This window comes from Ensifer adhaerens, from assembly GCF_001270265.1.
Taxonomy (GTDB): domain Bacteria; phylum Pseudomonadota; class Alphaproteobacteria; order Rhizobiales; family Rhizobiaceae; genus Ensifer; species Ensifer adhaerens_B.
In genome coordinates this window covers 94,923-114,652 of record NZ_LGAP01000005.1, presented here as the reverse complement: position 1 = coordinate 114,652, position 19,730 = coordinate 94,923, and the positions used below count along the sequence as shown (strand labels likewise).

The following is a 19,730-nucleotide window of genomic DNA, read 5'->3' as shown; positions in this document are numbered from 1 at the left end:
CATGAGCCACGCTGAAAAAGAAATGGTTCTGGACGTCCGGCACCTGCGAACCGAATTCGGTTTGGCCGAGCGCCCTTTGGTCGCTGTCGACGATGTGTCGTTTCAGGTGAGGACCGGGGAAATCCTGGGGCTTGTCGGCGAATCCGGCTCGGGCAAGAGCATCACCCTGCGTTCGATCCTCGGCATTGCGCGGCCGCGCGGCCGCGTCAGCGGTGAAATTCTCTGGAAGGGAAGGGATCTGGTGCCGCTTGACGAGGCGGCGCTGCGACGGGTGCGCGGACGCGAGATCGCGATGATCTTTCAGGAGCCGATGTCGTCGCTCAACCCGCTTCTGACCGTCGGCTTGCAGATCTCGGAAAACCTCGCCGCTCATACCGAGCTGGATGCGAAGGCGCGGAAGGCTCGCGCGATTGAACTGCTCGACATGGTCGGCATTCCCGCGGCGCGCAACAGGCTCGGCGACTATCCGCACGAGTTTTCCGGCGGCATGCGGCAACGGGTGATGATCGCCATTGCCCTTGCTTCCAACCCGCAGCTGCTCTTGGCCGACGAGCCGACGACGGCGCTCGATGTCACCATTCAGGACCAGATCCTGCGCCTCATTCAGGCGCTCAGCCGCGATCTCGGCATGGCCGTGATCCTCGTCACCCATGATATGGGCGTCGTGGCAGAGACCTGCGATCGGGTGGCGGTGATGTATGGCGGGCGACTGTGCGAAACGGGACCAACGGCTGATGTCATCGGCGACGCTCGGCATCCCTATTCGCTCGGGCTTTTGCGCTCCATCCCACGTGACGTAGCACCGCGCACGCCGCTTTATTCCATCCCCGGTGCACCGCCGGCATTGAACGCCTTACCGGCTGGTTGTGCGTTTACGGCCCGCTGTCCCGTGGCCGGCCCGGAATGCCTCGATGTTCGCCCGAGCCTGGAAGCTGCCGGACGACAGCGCCAGGTCGCCTGCCATCACCGCGAGGAAGCACTCGCCCATTTCAGCGCGCGGGAGGCGGCGCAATGAGCCAAACAACGCATCAGGCGGCCACGCCGCTGCTTTCCATTCGCGATCTTTTCATGCGGTTTGAAAAGCGTCGCTCGCTGTCGGACACGCTTGCCGGACGGCCGCGGCAGGTCGTGTCGGCGTTGAACGGCGTCGACCTCGACGTAATGCCGGCCGAAACACTCGGCATCGTCGGCGAATCCGGTTGCGGCAAGTCGACGCTCGCGCGTTGCATCGCCGGCCTGCACCGGCCGACATCAGGCGATATCCGCTTCGAAGGCGAAAGTGTCATCGACCTCAAGGGCGCCAGGCGACGCGGCTACAACAAGCGCGTCCAGATGATGTTCCAGGATCCCTATACGTCGCTCAATCCGCGCATGACCGTGCGCGACACCCTGCGGGAGGCGATCACGGTCCATCGCATGCGCGATGGCGCCGGCATCGACCGCCGCGTCGACGAACTGCTTGAACTGGTGCGGCTGCCTGACGGCGCGGCCGACAAATATCCGCACGAATTTTCCGGGGGACAGCGTCAGCGCATTGGCATCGCGCGGGCGCTTTCGCTGGAGCCGACCTGCCTTGTCGCCGATGAGCTGGTTTCCGCGCTCGACGTTTCCGTTCAGGCGCAGGTCGTCAATCTGCTGCTCGAGCTGCAGGACAATCTCGGGCTGACGGTGCTGTTTGTTGCCCATGACCTCAGACTGGTGCGCCATGTCTCCCATCGTGTGGCGGTGATCTATCTCGGCGCCATCGTTGAGATCAGTCCGTCGGAGGCGCTCTTTTCAAAGCCAATGCATCCATATTCGCAAGCCCTGCTGGCGGCAGCCCCTTCGCTCGATCCGACTGAGCGGCGCCGAGCGCCGGCGCTATCCGGCGAGTTGCCGAGCCCGCTCGACATTCCGCCGGGCTGCCCCTTCCACGTCCGCTGCCCGCACGCCACCGAGCTTTGCCGTCGGGAAAAGCCGGCACTCCGGCCAGTCGGCAACGGCTTGACCGCCTGTCACTTCGCAGAAGCGATCGGCGGCGTGTGAAGACCATTATCCAACAGGGAAAGACGACATGACATCGAAAGACAGGCAGGACGCCTCCGGTCGGATCGAGGCCCTGCGCCGCGAACTCGACGAGCAAGGACTGGACGGCTACGTCATCCCGCGGTTCGACGAGCATCAGGGCGAATACTGTGCGCCCCATGACAACAGGCTCGCCTTCGTGACCGGCTTCACCGGATCGGCAGGCGTGGCGATCGTCATGCGCGACCGCGCGGCCATCTTTGTCGACGGCCGCTACCAGGTGCAGGTTCGGCAGGAGATCGACGTCGACAGCTTCGCAATCGAGCATTTCTACGATGCACCTCTAAAGGACTGGCTGCGAAAGAACCTGCGCAAGGGCGAACGCGTCGGCTTCAATTCGATGCTGCTGCCGTCGACCTGGGATGTCGATTGCGGCCAATCCGTCGCCGCCGCCGGCGCCGAGTGGGTTGCCGTGACGGATGATCTCGTTGACGCGATCTGGTCGGACCAGCCCGAACGCCCGCTTGGCAATGTCATTGCCCTGTCGCGCGACTATGCCGGCGAAAGCGTCGCCGACAAGAAGCGCCGCATTGGCCAGATGCTGGAGGAGCACGGTGCCGATCTCCTGATCGAGGCGCAGCCAGATAATATCGCCTGGTTCCTGAACGTCCGCGGTCGCGACGTGGCCTTCAATCCGATGCCGCAATCTTTCATGATCGCCGACAGGGATGGTCGGGTCGAATGGCTCGTCGACCACCGCAAACTGTCCAACGATCTCTCGAACTTCGAGCTCGACGGCGTGACGATGTCCGCGCCGGAAGTGCTTCTTGACCGCGTCCGGACGGTCGCCGCCGGGCGTGTAGCGCTCGTCGATCCCGGCTTCGCCCCATCGGCAGTCGCCCATGCGACGCGTGGGGCCGGCGGCAACGTCCGCCTTTTGCGCAGCCCGATCACGCTTGCCAAGATGCTGAAGAACCCGGTCGAACTCCAGGGCTTTCGCGATTGCCACAGCCATGACGGCGCCGCGTGGATCAAGTTCTTCGCCTGGCTTGAGGCCAATGCGGCCGAGCGGGAGCAGGAGGGACGGCCCGTGACCGAAATGGAGGCGGAGGATCGTATCCTCGCCTTCCGGCAGATGGAGGAGACGTTCGTCGAGCCGAGCTTCCGATCGATCTCGGCCGCCGCCGGCCATGCCGCCATGTGCCATTACGCGGCGAGCGCAAAGAGCAACGCGCCGATCACCTCACGTGGCGTCTATCTGCTGGATTCCGGTGGGCAATACTTCACCGGCACGACGGATGCGACACGCACGACGGCAATTGGGCCTGTCAACGATGAGATCAGGCGTGCCTATACGGCAGTCCTCAAGGGGCTGATTTCCATGGTCTCGCTCAAATTTCCGAAAGGGACCTACGGCCATCACCTCGACGCCTTCGCGCGCCGGCCGCTTTGGGACCTCGGGCTCGACTACGATCACGGTACCGGCCACGGCGTCGGCCATTTCCTGTCGGTGCACGAGCAGCCGCAGCGCTTCGACCGCCGCGTCAACGAGATCGAACTGCGCCCGGGCATGGTGACAACCATCGAGCCCGGTTATTACAAGGCTGGGGAATACGGCATCCGTATCGAGAACCAGGTGGAAGTGATCGACGACGGCGACGGCTTCATGAGCTTCCGCAGCCTGACATTGGTGCCGATCGATCTGCGGCTCGTGGATAGCAGGCTGTTGAGCGAAACCGAAAAGGAATGGATCGACGCCTATCATTGGCGTGTCGCCAGGACGATGGAAGGCTTGCTTGATCCGCAGACCGCGGCGTGGCTGGCAGCGCGCACCGCCCCGATCGGCAGTTAGCCGAACGAATAGGGGCGGTGGGTTTCAATGAGCGACCGCCCCTGGCTGTTCCAAAAGCGAAGATTTAGGACCGCGGAGGCGTGCGTTGCAGCCTCCGCGGTCTGTCTTTGCAGGGTCGTGTGAACTTACTTGTCGAATAACGACACTTTGTGATAATTATCACAAATATTGTTCGACCATCTCTACTGCTCGAACGACCGGACATACGGAACAATCATGGTCAACCGCAAGACAGCCCGCATCATTCAACTCGCCGACGCGCTTTCCGGCCGTCGCGTTCTCCACCTGCGCGATGCCGCGGCTTTGCTCGGGGTTTCCGAGATGACTGTTCGGCGAGACGTCGCCGATAATCCGGGGCAATTCACCTTCCTCGGCGGTCACATCGTGCCGGCGGGCGATATCGACGGCGACATGCCGTATGAACTGGCACGCGAAGCCGACAGCCATGCGGCGGCAAAGCGTGAGGCCTGTGTTCATGCTGCCCGGCACATCCGTCCCGACGAAACCATCTTTATCGATTGCGGCACGACGCTCGAATATCTGGTCGACCTCATTCCCGAAAATTATTCAATCACCGCCGTATGTTATTCACTGAATGTCGCGGACAGGCTGACGCGAAAGCCCAATGTCCGCATCGTCATGCTCGGTGGCGTCTATCATCCGTCGTCCGCGTCGTTCTCCGGGAATTCGGGATTGGAAACGCTCGATTCGCTCGGGATCAATGTTGCTTTTCTCTCGGCCGCAGGCGTCGATCCAGGACGGGGGGCGACCTGCGTCCACTTCCACGAAGTCGCGGTGAAGCAGAAGGTCATTTCCCTTGTCCGCGAAAATTATCTCGTCGTCGATCGGAGCAAGATCGGCAAGCTGAAGCCGGCTTTCTTTGCGCCCATGAGCGTATTCCGCTCAGTGATTACCGAAGACGGCGAAACGCCTACGCTTGCCGTCTGAGCATATTCTGAAAAAATAATATCAATGGGCAGAAACGTGACATGCGTCGCTTGACACTCGGCGTTATTGATGGAATGCTCACAAATATCCGATAGAAAAATAACAAAATTGAGAATTGCAACCGACAAAGTGCCCCCTGTGGTATCGTGTTGCGATGTCAGGGAGTTCGAGGAGCAATCGCTTGGAAGACCTTGCTGTGAAGAATGTGACCGCGAAAGTCGTGGCACCGGTGGCCTCGGGTCACAACTGGCCGCGCAACGACGGCACGGAACTCGATCTCGGCTGGGTCGTCGACCAGCGTGTCAATCTGTCGGCTGCCGAACGGCGCGTCTCGACGCTGCCCGGTCGCCGGACGGTGAAGAAGGACGCGCAGGCCGCATGGCTTCTGAAGGCCGTGACCTGTATCGACCTGACGACGCTCAACGGCGACGACACGACAGAACGCGTCAAGCGGCTCTGCGCCAAGGCGCGCCAGCCGGTGCGCCAGGACATTCTCGACGCGCTCGGCATGGGCAACCGCGGTATCACGACCGGTGCCGTCTGCGTCTATCACCGTTTCGTTTCGACTGCCGTCGAAGCGCTTGAAGGCTCGGGCATTCCGGTTGCTGCCGTATCCACCGGCTTTCCTGCCGGTCTCATTCCGCACGACGTCAAACTGCGCGAAATCGAGGCTTCCGTTGCCGACGGCGCCAGGGAAATCGATATCGTCATCACCCGTGAGCATGTGCTCACCGGCAATTGGCAGGCTCTCTATGATGAGATGCGGGATTTCCGCGCCGCTTGCGGCGATGCCCATGTCAAGGCGATCCTGGCGACCGGCGATCTGAAGACGCTGCGCAACGTTGCCCGCGCCTCGCTCGTCTGCATGATGGCGGGCGCCGATTTCATCAAGACTTCCACCGGCAAGGAAGGCGTCAACGCCACCCTGCTGGTGACGCTGGTCATGTTGCGCATGATCCGCGCCTATCAGGAGCGCACGGGCATCAAGGTTGGCTACAAGCCGGCGGGCGGCATTTCCGCCGCCAAGGATATCCTGAACTACCAGTTCCTGATGAAGGACGAACTCGGTCGCGAGTGGCTCGAGCCGGATCTTTTCCGCATCGGCGCATCGAGCCTGCTCGGCGATATCGAACGGCAGCTGGAGCACCACGTGACCGGCGCCTACTCGGCCCTCAACCGACACCCGATTGGATGATCCCGATGACAGTCGCAAGGTATTTTGACGAAATGTCCTATGGTCCCGCGCCGGAAGCCGATACCGAGGCCCGCCAGTGGCTGGCGCGCCACAAGGGCGAGTTCGGCCACTTCATCAATGGTGCTTTTGTTGCGTCTTCCTCCGGCAAGACCTTCGATACCTTTGAGCCCGCAACCGGTGCGCTTCTGGCGAAGGTAGCCCTTGGCGGCGCCAAGGACGTGGATGATGCGGTCACCGCGGCGCGAAAGGCGCAAGGGTCCTGGGCCAAGCTGCCGGGCCACGCCCGTGCCCGCCACCTCTATGCCCTTGCCCGTTTGATCCAGCGCCATGCGCGCCTGATTGCGGTGGTCGAGGCGATCGACAACGGCAAGCCAATCCGCGAGACACGCGATATCGACATCCCACTGGCGGCGCGCCACTTCTACCATCATGCCGGCTGGGCGCAGCTGCAGGAAACCGAGTTTGCCGATCAGGTGCCGGTTGGCGTCGTCGGCCAGGTCATTCCCTGGAATTTTCCGTTCCTGATGCTCGCCTGGAAGGTCGCGCCCGCTTTGGCGCTGGGCAACACGGTCATCCTCAAGCCGGCCGAGTTCACGCCGCTGACGGCCTTGCTCTTTGCCGAACTCGCCACTGCCGCGGGTCTGCCGGCGGGCGTGCTGAACGTCGTGACCGGCGAGGGCGAAACCGGCGCGCTGATCGTCGAGCATACGGATATCGACAAGATCGCCTTCACCGGCTCGACGGAAGTCGGCCGTCTGATCCGGGAGAAGACCGCGGGCACCGGCAAATCGCTGACGCTCGAGCTCGGCGGCAAGTCGCCGTTCATCGTCTTCGATGATGCCGATATCGACGGTGCGGTCGAGGGTGTGGTGGACGCGATCTGGTTCAACCAGGGGCAGGTCTGCTGCGCCGGTTCGCGGCTTCTGGTGCAGGAAGGTGTCGCACCGCTCTTCTACGAGCGCCTGACGCGGCGCATGCAAACCCTGCGTGTCGGCCACCCGCTCGACAAGGCAATCGACATGGCGGCGATCGTCGCGCCGGTGCAGCTGCAGCGCATCGAGAGTCTGGTCGCCAAGGGTGTCGCCGAAGGTGCAAAGCTTCATCAGCCGAAGATCGAGCTGCCCAAGCGCGGCAGCTTCTATCCGCCGACCTTGCTCACCAACGTGCAGCCGACATCGATCGTCGCGACCGAGGAAATCTTCGGCCCCGTTGCCGTGTCGATGACGTTCCGCACGCCGGAAGAGGCAATCCAGCTCGCCAACCATTCGCGCTACGGTCTGGCCGCAAGCGTGTGGAGCGAAACGATCGGCCTGGCGCTGCATGTCGCCGCCAAGCTTGCGGCCGGCGTCGTCTGGGTCAATGCCACCAATCTTTTCGACGCTGCGGCTGGTTTCGGCGGCAAGCGTGAATCCGGTTTCGGCCGCGAGGGCGGCCGCGAAGGTTGCTACGAATATCTGAAGCCTAAGGCCTGGGTGGGTCGCAAGCTGCGTGCAGCGCCAGCAGAGCCGGTGTTGAAGCCGGCGTCCGGCGATTTCTCGGCTCCGTCGCTCGACCGCACGGCCAAGCTTTTCATCGGCGGCAAGCAGGCCCGTCCGGATGGCAACTATTCGCGTGCCGTGCTCTCCCCGAAGGGCAAGGTGATCGGCGAGGTCGGCGAAGGTAACCGCAAGGATATCCGCAACGCCGTGGTTGCCGCGCACGCTGCTTCCGGCTGGGCGTCGGCGACGTCGCACAATCGGGCACAGATCCTCTACTACATCGCCGAAAACCTGAGTGGTCGGGCCGATGAATTCGCAGACCGTATCGTCGCGATGACCGGCGCATCGGCAGCCAACGCGAAGGCGGAGGTCGAGGCGTCGATCGCCCGGCTCTTCAGCTACGGCGCCTGGGCCGACAAGTACGAAGGCGTGGTCCATCAGCCACCGCTGCGGGGTGTGGCTCTCGCCATGCCCGAAGCGATCGGTGTCGTCGGTGTCGTCTGCCCTGCGGAAGCGCCGCTGCTCGGCTTCATCAGCCTCGTGGCGCCGTTGATCGCCACCGGCAACCGCGTCGTTGCAGTACCGAGCGAACAGCACCCGCTGGCGGCGACGGATTTCTATTCGATCCTCGAGACGTCGGACGTTCCGGCCGGGGTCGTCAACATCGTCACGGGCTCGGCGATGGAACTGGCAAAAACGCTGGCAAGCCACAACGACGTCGACGCGCTCTGGGCCTTCGGCACGCAGGAGCTTTCGACGGTGGTCGAAAGGCTCTCAGCCGGCAACCTGAAGCGGACCTTCGTCGACTATGGCAAGGCCACCGATTGGTTCGATCGCTCGGCGGCAGAGGGGCAGGCGTATCTGCGCCGCGCCACCGACGTCAAGAACATCTGGATCCCTTACGGAGAGTAAGGGGTCCACATCTCGGGGCGGGGGGAGCCGGCCCGAGAATGCAGCGGCTGCAACGTTGCAAGGGAAATTTGGGAGAGCGTGGCGCCGACATGGCGTTACACAGTTTCACGCCACTCGCAAGCATGCGAGCGGGCGTCTGGAGGAGGGTTGTCGATGCTGAAAAATCTGGACCCGGCACTCAATGCCGATGTTTTGCACGCGCTTCGGTCCATGGGGCACGGCGATACGCTGGTCATTTCCGACACCAATTTCCCGTCCGATGCGATCGCCAGACAGACCACGCTCGGCAAGCTTTTGCGGATCGACAATGTATCTGCCGCCCGTGCCGTGAAGGCGATCCTGTCGGTCCTGCCGCTCGACACTCCGTTGCAGCCATCGGCCGGACGCATGGAGATCATGGGGGCACCGACGGAAATCCCTGGTGTGCAACAGGAGGTCCAGGCCGAAATCGACCGCGCCGAGGGCAAGCCTGCGCCGATGTACGGCATCGAACGCTTCGCCTTCTATGAGGAAGCCAAGAAGGCCTATTGCGTCATTACCACCGGGGAGACGCGCTTCTATGGCTGCTTCCTTTTCACCAAGGGCGTCATTCCGCCCGAAACGACCTAGCTGACGTAACGTGAGCCTGCGATCGGCTCGTCTAAGCTTGTCACCATAACATCTTGAAATCGCAAACGTTTGTCTGGTGTCGTCATTCTCGTGACGTACCCGCGGGAGGCAGGAATGAAGGTTGGTGTTTCGATCCTTGGGATCTTCGTGGCCGATACGGCCTATCTGGCGCGGCGGATGCCGGTCGTCGGCGAAACGATCACCGGGAGCGGCTTTTCGGTCGGCCCGGGTGGCAAGGGATCGAACCAGGCGGTTGCCGCGGCACGCGCCGGCAGCCAGGTTTCTTTCATTTCGAAGCTCGGGCGCGACACATTCGGCGACATGGCGCTTCGCACCTATGCGGAGGCGGGAGTGACACCGAAGATCGTCCAGATGGACGAGCTGCCGACCGGGGCAGCCTTCATCTACGTCAACGACCAGAATGGTGAGAACGCTATCATTGTCTATCCCGGCGCGGCCGGCTCGATCGGTATCGACGATGTCGAGGCGGCGCGCGAAACGATCGAAGCATCGCGCATCTTCGTTACCCAGCTCGAACAGCCCGCGGCTGCCGCCCAGAGAGCGCTGGAAATCGCACATGCTGCAGGCGTGATCACAGTCTTCAATCCGGCGCCGGCAGAACCCTTCCCGGATACGATCTACCCGCTCTGCGATTACATCGTGCCGAACGAGACCGAAGCGGCGGCGCTGGTCGGATTTGCGATTGCCACGGCTGACGATGCGCGGCGGGCCGGGGATGCACTTTTGAAGAAGGGCGCCAAGACGGCGCTGATCACCCTCGGTGAGCGAGGTGTTCTTCTCCACGATAAAAGCCAGTCCGTTTTCGTCCCGGCGATGGCAAGCGGCCCTGTGATCGACACGACCGGTGCGGGCGATGCCTTCGTCGGTGGGTTCTCAGCGGCCTTGGCGCGAGGATTGGCCCCGGTCGACGCAGCGCGCTTCGGCTGCGCGACAGCCGGGATCTCGGTCACCCGTCGCGGCACGGCACCTGCCATGCCGACGCTTGCGGAGATCGAGGCTCTCCTTGCGCAAGGGGCGGCCGCATGACCACGCGCAACGACCCGATCAAGCACTTCTTCATCTGGCCGGCTCTCATCATCGTTCTGGTGATCTCTATCTTTCCGCTGGTCTATTCGCTGACCACCAGCTTCATGAGCATGCGGCTTGTGCCGCCGGTGCCCGCGCGTTTCGTTGGCTTCGGCAACTATGCCGACCTCTTACAGAACCCACGTTTCTGGCATGTGGCTGGGACGACCACGCTGATCGCCTTCATCTCCGTCGGCCTGCAATATGCGATCGGCCTTTCTGTCGCGCTTGCGCTCAATTCCCGGGTTCCGGGCGAGGGCATCTTTCGCGTCAGCTTTCTCCTGCCGATGCTGGTCGCGCCGGTCGCAGTGGCGCTCATTGCCCGTCAGGTGCTTAACCCGACGATGGGGCCGCTCAACGAGCTGATGAGCGCGCTTGGCTTTCCCAATTTGCCTTTCCTGACGCAGACGAGCTGGGCGCTCGGGTCGATCATCGCCGTCGAGGTCTGGCAATGGACGCCCTTCGTCATCCTGATGATGTTGGCCGGACTGCAAACGCTGCCCGATGACGTCTACGAGGCAGCGGCGCTGGAGAATGCCACGCCCTGGCAACAGTTCCGCGACATCACCTTTCCGATGCTCCTGCCGATCTCCGTTGCCGTCGTCTTCATCCGGCTGATCGAAAGCTACAAGATCATTGATACCGTGTTCGTGATGACCGGGGGTGGACCTGGAATCTCGACCGAGACGCTGACGCTCTTTGCCTATCAGGAGGGCTTCAAGAAATTCAATCTCGGCTACACCTCGGCGCTGTCGTTCCTGTTCCTGATTGTCATCACCGTGATCGGCCTCGTGTATCTCGCCATCCTCAAGCCGTACCTGGAGAAGCACAAATGAGCGTGCGCACTCTTAAGGGAAAACGGCGCTGGGTCGCGCTCGGCGGCTGCCTCGTCTGGCTCGCCATCACTTTCTTCCCGCTCTATTGGGTCTTGATCACGTCGTTCAAGACGCCGATCGCCGTCGTCGGCGGCCCGACCTATCTGCCTTTCGTCGATTTCGAGCCGAGCCTGACGGCCTGGCGCGAGCTTCTGTCCGGCCAGCGCGGCCAGTTCTACAACACCTTCCTGGCCTCGACGATCATCGGCCTTTCGGCGTCGATCCTCGCGACGGGCATCGGCGCGATGGCAGCCTATGCGCTGGTGCGCTTCACGTTCCGCTTTCGGTTGCTGTCGGCCCTGATCTTCGTCGTCATCGCCTTCGGCGGCTTCCTGCTCGGTCGCAATGTGCTCGGTTTCGGGCAGGGGATCTCGCTGATCTATGCCTTCATCGCCGCCCTGGCGTTGGCCGTATTTTCCAGCCGTTTCCGGCTGCCGGGACCGGAACTCGGCAACAACGACATCGTCTTCTGGTTCGTGAGCCAGCGCATGTTCCCGCCGATCGTGGCCGCCTTCGCGCTCTATCTGATGTACACAGAGATGGGCAAGCTCGGCTTCAAGCTGGTCGATAGCTATATCGGCCTGACCTTCGCCTATGTGGCCTTCTCGCTGCCGATCGTCATTTGGCTGATGCGTGATTTTTTCGAGGCTTTGCCAGTGGAGGTCGAAGAGGCGGCCATGGTCGACAACGTTCCGTCCTGGCGGATCTTCTTCGGCATCGTCCTGCCGATGTCGAAGCCGGGGCTGATCGCGACCTTCATGATCACGCTTGCCTTCGTCTGGAACGAGTTCCTGTTCGCGCTGTTCCTGACCAATTCGAGATGGCAGACGTTGCCGATCCTCGTTGCCGGTCAGAACAGCCAGCGCGGCGACGAATGGTGGGCGATTTCCGCAGCCGCTCTGGTGGCGATCATTCCGATGATGATCATGGCCGGGCTTCTCAGCCGGCTCATGCGCTCCGGTCTGCTCCTGGGGGCGATCAAATAACGACCTGTTTTTCGGCAACAATTCATTCAAGGGAGGAAAGAATGAGGAAACTGCTACTAGCATCAGCGTCGCTGGGTGTTCTTGCCATGGCAAGCACCGGCACGGCACTCGCCTGCGACCCCGATTATTCCGGCGTCGAACTGACGGCGACCACGCAGACCGGGCCCTATATCGCGTCCGCGCTGCAACTTGCGGCCAAGGGTTGGGAGGAAAAGACCTGCGGCAAGGTGAAGGTCGTCGAGTTTCCGTGGTCGGAACTCTACCCGAAAATCGTCACGTCCCTGACATCGGGTGAAGATGCCTTTGACGTCATTGCCTTTGCGCCGGCCTGGGCGCCGGACTTCACCGATTTCCTGTCGGAAATGCCCGCTGATATGCAGAAGGGCGCTGATTGGGAGGATATCGCGCCGGTCTATCGCGAGCAGCTGATGGTCTGGAACGGCAAGATCCTGTCACAGACGATGGACGGTGACGCCCATACTTACAGCTACCGCATCGACCTGTTCGAGAACGCCGACAACCAGAAGGCCTTCAAGGAGAAATACGGCTACGATCTGGCGCCGCCGAAGAGCTGGAAGCAGTATCTCGATATTGCTGAGTACTTCAACCAGCCCTCCAACAACCTGTGGGGAACCGCAGAGGCCTTCCGCCGCGGCGGTCAGCAGTTCTGGTTCCTCTTCAGCCACGTCGCCGGCTACACCAGCCACCCCGACAATCCGGGCGGAATGTTCTTCGATCCGGACACGATGGATGCACAGGTCAACAATCCCGGCTGGATCCGCGGCCTCGAAGAATATATCCGCGCGTCGAAGCTCGCGCCGCCGAATGCCCTAAACTTCTCCTTCGGCGAAGTGAACGCGGCCTTTGCCGGCGGCCAGGTTGCCGAGTCGATCGGCTGGGGCGATACCGGCGTCATCGGCGCCGACCCGAAGCAGTCGAAGGTGGCAGGCAGTGTCGGCTCGGCACCGTTGCCGGGCTCGGACGAGATCTGGAACTACAAGACCAAGAAGTGGGACAAGTTCGACCACGTCGTGCAGACCTCCTTCATGGCCTTCGGCGGCTGGCAGGCGGCGGTGCCCGCATCATCCACCAAGCAGGAAGCGGCCTGGAACTACATCCAGTATCTGTCGAGCCCTGCCGTCTCCGGCCAGGCGGCGATCACCGGCGGTACCGGCGTCAATCCTTATCGCATCTCCCACACGACCAATCTCGATCTCTGGTCGAAGATCTTCTCCGAGCGTGAAGCCAAGGAGTATCTCGGCGCGCAGAAGGACGCGGTCACCGCGAAGAACATCGCGCTCGACATGCGTTTGCCGGGCTATTTCTCCTATACCGAAGTGCTTGAGATCGAACTCTCCAAGGCGCTTGCCGGAGAAGTCACACCACAACAGGCGCTCGATAGCGTCGCTGAGCAGTGGAACCAGCTGACGGACGAGTTCGGTCGCGACAAGCAGCTCGCTGCCTATCGCGCATCAATGGGCCTGCCGCAGAAGTAGGATGAGACAACCCATCCGCTCCGAAGCAATCGGAACGGATTTCCTGATGCCTGCGACCGGGGCACACCGGTCGCAGGCACACTACAGCGCCGCGCGTCAAATATGACGCGCTAAGGACGCTGTAGCGCTTGAAACCTGCTGCATAATTTTCTCCTTAAATCGATGCTGATTTGAGGAATTATGCAGTGTCCCGGCCGACCGTCGCGCCGGTTATCGTCAGCAGAAAAGGCGTCAGCATGTCCCAGGTCCGGTTGGAGCAGATTACCAAGTCCTTCGGTAGCGTCACCGTCATCCCGCCGCTCGATCTTGAAATTGCCGACCGGGAGTTCGTCGTTCTCGTCGGGCCGTCCGGTTGCGGGAAGACCACCACCCTGCGCATGATTGCGGGCCTTGAGACCGCATCCTCGGGCGCGGTTCGGATCGGCGAACGTGACGTAACCGATTTGCGCCCGGGCCTGCGCAATTGTTCGATGGTGTTCCAGAACTACGCGCTCTATCCGCATATGACGGTGGCGGAGAACATCGGTTACGGCATGAAGGTCCGGGGCACCTCGAAGGCCGACATCGAAAAATCCGTCGCCGAGGCGGCCCGTATTCTCAATCTGGGCGCCTATCTCAATCGCAAGCCGAGCGCTCTTTCCGGTGGCCAGCGCCAGCGCGTCGCCATCGGTCGCGCGATCGTCCGCCAGCCGGATGTCTTCCTGTTCGACGAACCGCTATCGAACCTCGACGCCAAGCTGCGCATTGAAATGCGCACGGAAATCAAGCTGTTGCACCGCCGTCTTCAGACGACCGCTGTCTACGTTACCCACGATCAGGTCGAGGCCATGACCATGGCCGACCGTGTCGTTGTCATGAACCAGGGACGCATTGAGCAGGCCGCCGATCCCATCACGCTCTACGAAGCGCCGAGCAATCTGTTCGTCGCCGCATTCATCGGCGCTCCGAGCATGAACTTCGTCGAAGGATTGCTCGAACGTGGCAATGGTGGGCTGTGGTTCAAGGCGGATGGGGGTATCGCGGTCAACATCCCGGACGCTCGTGCCGACAAGCTCGGCGCTTTCGTCGGTCAGGCGGTCGTGCTCGGCATTCGGCCGGAGCACACGATGTCGTCGGAGGCCGATGCGCCGAAGCTCACGCTACAGGTGCGTGATATCGAGCCGCTTGGGCCGCATACGCTGGCGCTCGGGAGGGTGGGCCAAGCGGCCTTCACTGGACAGATACATGCGGCATCGCGTGTCAGGCCGGACGATACGATCGAGGTGCCGATCGAGGCGCAGAAGATGCATTTCTTCCTGAAGCAGACAGGGATGGCGATCGGTCGCTGAAGCAAAGATCAAGACCGAGGGCAATGGATGCCCCCGGTCTCGAAGAATCAGTTCTTGGCCGAGCGTGCGGCGGCAAGGAACGCCAGCTTTGCCGGCATCTCCAGGTGTTTCGAAAGGGCAACGCGCTCTGGTGTGTAATGATTTTCGACGTCGAGGCAGTTCACAGTTCCGAGCAGCTCGCCACCGACGACAACGGGGATATTGGTAACCGATCCGCAGCCGAGCGCCCAGATGGTCTCGTGGTCGCCGAACACCTTGGAGATATCGACAATCGTATTGGCGACGAATGTCTGATGCGCCTTGTGCACGATGTCGAACCAGCTGTCGTAACGGATCGGCTTGGTGCCGGACGTCGGGTATTCCTCGGGATGCGAGGTATAGGCACGACAGGCGACCTCGTTGACCATGTCGACGGTCATGATTGTGAAGAGCTTGGCGCCGATCACCTGGCGGCAAAGCGTCTGAAGCGCGCCCCATACGGCGTCCGCGTCGATGTCCCTGGCAATCGCCGCGTCGAATTCAGCCAACGCGGCAGCGATCTGTTCACTGTTCATCATATGTCCTTGGAATGTTGATTAATTCGCGTGCGCTGCGCTGATGTGCATCAGTTCACGCGAATAGGGGTCCTTGAGGTCACCGCGCTTGAGGTCGGCGACATCTGCCACCTCCACAATGCGGCCCTGCCGCATGACGGCCAGCCGATCGCAGAGGAAGGAAACGACCGGCAGATTGTGGGTGACCATCAGGAAAGTAAGGTTCTGCTCCTGCCGCAATCGCTTAAGCAGGTTCAGGATTTCTGCCTGCACCGACACATCGAGCGCCGAGGTGGGCTCGTCGAGTAAAAGCACCTTCGGCTTCAGCATCAACGCCCGGGCGATGGCGACGCGCTGGCGCTGGCCACCGGAGAGCTGGTGCGGAAAGCGGAAGCGGAATTTCCGGTCCAGGCCGACGGAGGCCATCACCTCTTCGATGCGCGCACTGCGATCGCCGATGCCGTGGATCGTCAACGCTTCGCCGAGCGTGGCATCGACGGTCTTGCGCGGATGCAGCGAGCCGTAGGGATCTTGGAACACCATCTGACACTGACGGGAGAAGGCACGCTCGATGCCGTGGCTGCGCGGCTTGCCGAAGACGTTGATCTCCCCGGTCCATTCCGGAGCAAGGCCGGCGATCGCCTTCAGCACCGTCGACTTGCCCGAGCCGCTCTCGCCGACGAGAGCAAAACTCTCACCATCGGCGATCTCGAGGTTGACGTCGTGGGTGATCTGCACGTCGCCATAGGAGATGTCGAGGTTCTTCAGAGAAAGCGCCGTCATTTCGTTGCCCATGCGCTGCGGTCGAGCACAGGGAGCTCGTTCCGGGTTTCATCGAGACGCGGGATGGAGGCGATGAGGCCGCGGGTGTAGGGGTGCGTGGCATTCATCAACTCGCCCGCCTTGCACTCTTCCACCACCTCGCCGGTGTTCATCACCAGGATGCGGTCGCAATAGCTCGAAACCAGATTGAGGTCGTGGCTGATGAAGATCAGGCCCATGCCCTTGCCCTTGCGCTTAACCAGTTCATCGATGATGTCGAGCACCTGGGCCTGCACCGAGACGTCGAGCGCAGATGTCGGCTCGTCGGCAATGAGCAGATCCGGTTCGGGGATCAGCATCATCGCGATCATCACGCGCTGGCCCATGCCGCCGGAAACTTCATGCGGGTAGAGCTTGGCCACACGCTCCGGATCGGCGATCCGGACAGATTCCAGCATGGTGAAAACGCGGTTGTTCACCTCACGGCGCGGCAGGCGCTGATGCGTCAGCAGTGCCTCGGCGATCTGTTCGCCGATGGTCATGACCGGGTTCAGCGAGAACTTCGGGTCCTGCATCACCATCGAGATGCGCGCGCCGCGGATGGCGCGCATCTGCCGTTCGGAGCGCGTCAGCAGGTCGATGCCGTCAAAGGTCAGTCTGTCTGCCGTCACTCGGCCGGGTGCACGCACCAGCTTGAGGATCGAGCGGCCGGTCATCGATTTTCCCGAACCGCTTTCGCCGACGATACCGAGGCGTTCGCGGCCGAGCGTGAAGGACAGACCCCGCACGACCTCCAGGTCGCCGCGCGGCGTCGGGAAGGTGACGCGCAGGTTTTCGATTTCGAGAAGCGGGTTCATCAGCGTTGCTCCCCGCTCTTCGGATCGAGCACGTCGCGCAGGCCGTCGCCGAGGAAGCAGAAGCCGAGGCTGACGAGAATGATCGCAAAGCCGGGCATCGTTGCCACCCACCATTGGTCGAGAATGAAGGAGCGACCGCGCGAGATCATCGCGCCCCATTCAGGCAGCGGCGGCTGGGCGCCAAGCCCGATGAAACCGAGGCCGGCGGCAGTCAGGATGATGCCTGCCATATCGAGCGTGACGCGCACGATCATCGACGAGGTGCAGAGCGGCAGGACGTGGCCGAGATTGACCCGGAGGCTCGACGCACCGAGCAGCCGCACGGCCGAGATGAATTCGGAGTTCTTGAAGGTTAGCGTTTCGGCGCGGGCAACGCGGGCATAGCCAGGCCAGGAGGTAATGGCGATGGCGATGATCGCGTTTTCGATGCCTGGTCCCAGGGCCGCGACAAAGGCAAGCGCCAGGATCAGCTTGGGCAGCGATAGGAAAATGTCGGTGATGCCCATTAGGATGCGATCGACCCACCCGCCAAAATAGCCGGCGGCAACGCCGATCACCAGGCCGGCGGGTGCTGCAAGCACGGCGACCAGCGTCACGATCGCAAGCGTGATGCGTGCACCGTAGACGACGCGCGACCAGATATCCCGGCCGAGTTCGTCAGTTCCCATCCAATGGGCAGCACTCGGCGGCAGCAGGCGTTCGCCGAGCGCCTGGCGCAGCGGATCATGCGTTGCGATCCAGGGCGCAAACAGCGCCGTCAAAACGAGCACCAGAATGATGATCGCGCCGACCACGGCGAGCGGGTTGTGCATCAGCGCGCCGAAAATCCGGTAGAATCTGCCGAGGCGCGCTTGCATCGGCGAGGCGGGGCTGTCGTCGATCAGCCAGTCGCGAAGTGTTGTCATGTCCGCTTCTCCCTAGCGCGCACGCGGATCGAGCACGCGATAGAGCACGTCCGATATCTTGTTGATGCCGATGAAGACCGCCCCGATCACCAGGGTCGAGCCGAGGACGGCTGCCATGTCGGCGTTGAGCAAGGCGACGGTCAGGTAGTTGCCGATGCCAGGCCACGAAAAGATCGTCTCGATCATTACGGAGCCTTCGAGCAGGCCGGCATAGGAAAGGCCGATGACGGTGATCAGCGGCACGCGGATCGGACGGAAGGCATGGCGCCAGATGACGAGCCGTTCCGGTACGCCCTTGACCCGCGCCGTGGTCACATATTCCTGGCTCAACTGGTCCAGCATGAAGGATCGCGTCATGCGGGCGATATAGGCCAGCGAGAAGAAGCCGAGACAGGACGCCGGCAGGACGAGGTGCCAGACCGCGTTGCGGAAGATCTCCCGGTCGCCGGCAATGATGCTGTCGACGAGGATAAGGCCGGTGATCGGAGTGACGACGCCGTCATAGAAGATGTCGACCCGGCCGGGGCCGCCAACCCATTTCAGCTTCGCGTAGAAGACAGCCAGCCCGACGAGGCCGAGCCAGAAGGCCGGGACGGAGTAACCGAGCAGGCCGATGACGCGGATGCCCTGATCGAGCCAGGAACCGCGACGGCTTGCGGCGACGACGCCAAGCGGCACGCCGATCAGCACGCCGAGGATGATACCGAGCGTCGCCATCTCCAGGGTCGCCGGGAAGACCCGGGCGAGATCCTCGATCACAGGCTTTCCTGTCGAAACCGCAGTGCCGAAGTTGCCGGTCACCACGTCGCCGACATAGCTGACGAACTGGGCGGCCAGCGGCCGGTCAAGCCCCATCTCCTCGCGGACACGCTCATAGACGGCGACGGGGGCGCGGTCACCGACGACGGCGAGCACCGGATCGATCGGCACGATACGGCCGATGAAGAAGGTGATTGCGAGCAGCCCGATGAAGGTCACGCCAAGCGTGACGAGAAAACCCAGGAACGAAAAAAGGCGTCGTCTGCCCGGGCTTTGCGCCCTGGCGCGGCGCGTCGGCGCGGGCGCTGTAGTCGTGTTGTTATTTGCCACGTGGCGATTCCATCCCTCGTTCGCTTGCGGTCGCGGCTGTCGATAGCGCAAGAATTCGCTTGGAGTATATAAATAAGTTTGCTTAAATCAAAAAAATTTTACTGGTGAGGAGAAGCCATCGTGACCGTGCCATCTGAGGATGCAGAGACCGCATCCGCCAGGACCGCGACTGCGGGCCAGCCGCGGATCGGCGCGCTGGTGCGCGCGCGGCGACGGCAGATGCATATGACGCTGCAGGCGCTCAGCGATGCGGCCGGCGTCTCGGTCGGCTATCTCAGCCAGATCGAACGTGACCTCGCCATGCCCTCGCTCGGCACCCTAGCGCAGATCGCCCAGAGGCTGAACGCCGAGCTCAACCACTTCATCCTGGCGCCGGCGATCGATACCGGTCTGTCGCGTGCCGGCGAACGCATGGTCTTTTCCGTCGGCGGTTCGCCGGTGTCCTATGAGCGGATCGGCGCGGATTTTGCTGGAAACCAGCTGTCCAGCTTTGTCATCACCATCCCCGCCGGGCACCGCTCAGAGGTGTTCAGCCATGAGGGCGAGGAACTGGTCTATCTGCTCGAAGGCGAAATCCTGTTCGGCCTCGATGATGACGAGACCACGCTTACCCCCGGCGACGGCCTGCATTTTCGCGGCATCCAGCCACACTACTGGTGGAACAGGACGGATACGCCCGTCCGGCTGATCTGGACCGGCACCTTGCCGCTGTTCCGGTCCCGCGCACCCTTGCCCAACGAGACCGGCATGCCCCAGGCGGCGACCAAGCCGGCGACGACAACAAAAACCAAACCTCATCGAAAATAGGAGAGCGA

The 19,730-nt window shown here is 62.3% G+C and carries 18 protein-coding genes; 13 read left to right on the top strand and 5 right to left on the bottom strand.

Translation table 11 applies throughout. From position 1 onward, the window contains the following. Nucleotide 1 precedes the first annotated feature (1 nt). The 12 genes from AC244_RS11895 (at nucleotide 2) to AC244_RS11840 (ending at nucleotide 14,769) form a co-directional block, all read left to right on the top strand. On the top strand, nucleotides 2–1,015 hold the full coding sequence (locus AC244_RS11895; RefSeq protein ID WP_053249036.1) for an ABC transporter ATP-binding protein: 1,014 nt from the start codon (nucleotides 2–4) through the stop codon (nucleotides 1,013–1,015). Continuing rightward, a complete protein-coding gene (locus tag AC244_RS11890; protein WP_053249035.1) occupies nucleotides 1,012–2,025 on the top strand; it encodes an ABC transporter ATP-binding protein in 1,014 nt (337 codons plus the stop codon). Before AC244_RS11895 ends, AC244_RS11890 begins: the two co-directional genes overlap by 4 nt. 28 nt (nucleotides 2,026–2,053) lie before the next feature. After that, nucleotides 2,054–3,856 (top strand): aminopeptidase P family protein, encoded by a 1,803-nt coding sequence (locus AC244_RS11885; protein ID WP_053249034.1) that lies wholly within the window; start codon nucleotides 2,054–2,056, stop codon nucleotides 3,854–3,856. Between the two features lie 216 nt (nucleotides 3,857–4,072). Continuing rightward, nucleotides 4,073–4,804, top strand: a complete 732-nt coding sequence (locus tag AC244_RS11880) for a DeoR family transcriptional regulator (protein ID WP_053249033.1) — start codon at nucleotides 4,073–4,075, stop codon at nucleotides 4,802–4,804. A gap of 181 nt (nucleotides 4,805–4,985) precedes the next feature. Next, nucleotides 4,986–5,999: a deoxyribose-phosphate aldolase gene (gene deoC / locus AC244_RS11875; RefSeq protein ID WP_053249032.1), complete on the top strand. Its 1,014-nt coding sequence runs from the start codon at nucleotides 4,986–4,988 to the stop codon at nucleotides 5,997–5,999. 5 nt (nucleotides 6,000–6,004) lie between these two features. Next, the gene (locus AC244_RS11870; protein WP_053249031.1) at nucleotides 6,005–8,389 is read left to right on the top strand and encodes an aldehyde dehydrogenase family protein; all 2,385 of its coding nucleotides are present in this window, start codon (nucleotides 6,005–6,007) and stop codon (nucleotides 8,387–8,389) included. A gap of 153 nt (nucleotides 8,390–8,542) precedes the next feature. Further along, nucleotides 8,543–8,998, top strand: a complete 456-nt coding sequence (locus AC244_RS11865) for an RbsD/FucU family protein (protein ID WP_053249030.1) — start codon at nucleotides 8,543–8,545, stop codon at nucleotides 8,996–8,998. A 114-nt stretch (nucleotides 8,999–9,112) separates the two neighbouring features. After that, nucleotides 9,113–10,045: a ribokinase gene (rbsK, locus tag AC244_RS11860; protein ID WP_053249029.1), complete on the top strand. Its 933-nt coding sequence runs from the start codon at nucleotides 9,113–9,115 to the stop codon at nucleotides 10,043–10,045. After that, nucleotides 10,042–10,920, top strand: a complete 879-nt coding sequence (locus AC244_RS11855) for a carbohydrate ABC transporter permease (protein WP_053249028.1) — start codon at nucleotides 10,042–10,044, stop codon at nucleotides 10,918–10,920. The genes rbsK and AC244_RS11855 overlap by 4 nt, the downstream gene beginning before the upstream one ends. Beyond that, nucleotides 10,917–11,945 (top strand): carbohydrate ABC transporter permease, encoded by a 1,029-nt coding sequence (locus AC244_RS11850; RefSeq protein ID WP_053249027.1) that lies wholly within the window; start codon nucleotides 10,917–10,919, stop codon nucleotides 11,943–11,945. The genes AC244_RS11855 and AC244_RS11850 overlap by 4 nt, the downstream gene beginning before the upstream one ends. Before the next feature lie 41 nt (nucleotides 11,946–11,986). Continuing rightward, nucleotides 11,987–13,441: an ABC transporter substrate-binding protein gene (locus AC244_RS11845; protein WP_053249026.1), complete on the top strand. Its 1,455-nt coding sequence runs from the start codon at nucleotides 11,987–11,989 to the stop codon at nucleotides 13,439–13,441. Nucleotides 13,442–13,677: 236 nt separating this feature from the next. Further along, nucleotides 13,678–14,769, top strand: coding sequence for an ABC transporter ATP-binding protein (locus AC244_RS11840; RefSeq protein ID WP_053249135.1), 1,092 nt, complete (start codon nucleotides 13,678–13,680; stop codon nucleotides 14,767–14,769). 47 nt (nucleotides 14,770–14,816) lie between these two features. Here the strand turns inward: AC244_RS11840 and AC244_RS11835 are convergent, their stop codons facing one another. Genes AC244_RS11835 through AC244_RS11815 form a run of 5 tightly spaced genes read right to left on the bottom strand, consistent with a single transcriptional unit; the run spans nucleotide 14,817 to nucleotide 18,915 of the window. Next, nucleotides 14,817–15,323: a GAF domain-containing protein gene (locus AC244_RS11835; RefSeq protein WP_053249134.1), complete on the bottom strand. Its 507-nt coding sequence runs from the start codon at nucleotides 15,321–15,323 to the stop codon at nucleotides 14,817–14,819. A 21-nt stretch (nucleotides 15,324–15,344) separates the two neighbouring features. Continuing rightward, nucleotides 15,345–16,085 (bottom strand): ABC transporter ATP-binding protein, encoded by a 741-nt coding sequence (locus AC244_RS11830; RefSeq protein WP_053249133.1) that lies wholly within the window; start codon nucleotides 16,083–16,085, stop codon nucleotides 15,345–15,347. Next, a complete protein-coding gene (locus AC244_RS11825; RefSeq protein ID WP_053249025.1) occupies nucleotides 16,082–16,921 on the bottom strand; it encodes an ABC transporter ATP-binding protein in 840 nt (279 codons plus the stop codon). The genes AC244_RS11830 and AC244_RS11825 overlap by 4 nt, the downstream gene beginning before the upstream one ends. Next, nucleotides 16,921–17,826: an ABC transporter permease gene (locus AC244_RS11820; RefSeq protein ID WP_053249024.1), complete on the bottom strand. Its 906-nt coding sequence runs from the start codon at nucleotides 17,824–17,826 to the stop codon at nucleotides 16,921–16,923. Before AC244_RS11820 ends, AC244_RS11825 begins: the two co-directional genes overlap by 1 nt. 12 nt (nucleotides 17,827–17,838) lie before the next feature. Next, nucleotides 17,839–18,915 (bottom strand): ABC transporter permease, encoded by a 1,077-nt coding sequence (locus AC244_RS11815; protein WP_152975921.1) that lies wholly within the window; start codon nucleotides 18,913–18,915, stop codon nucleotides 17,839–17,841. 120 nt (nucleotides 18,916–19,035) lie between these two features. On the opposite strand from AC244_RS11815, the gene AC244_RS11810 reads away from it, so the two are divergent. Further along, nucleotides 19,036–19,722, top strand: a complete 687-nt coding sequence (locus AC244_RS11810; protein WP_053249023.1) for a helix-turn-helix domain-containing protein — start codon at nucleotides 19,036–19,038, stop codon at nucleotides 19,720–19,722. Nucleotides 19,723–19,730: the final 8 nt, after the last annotated feature.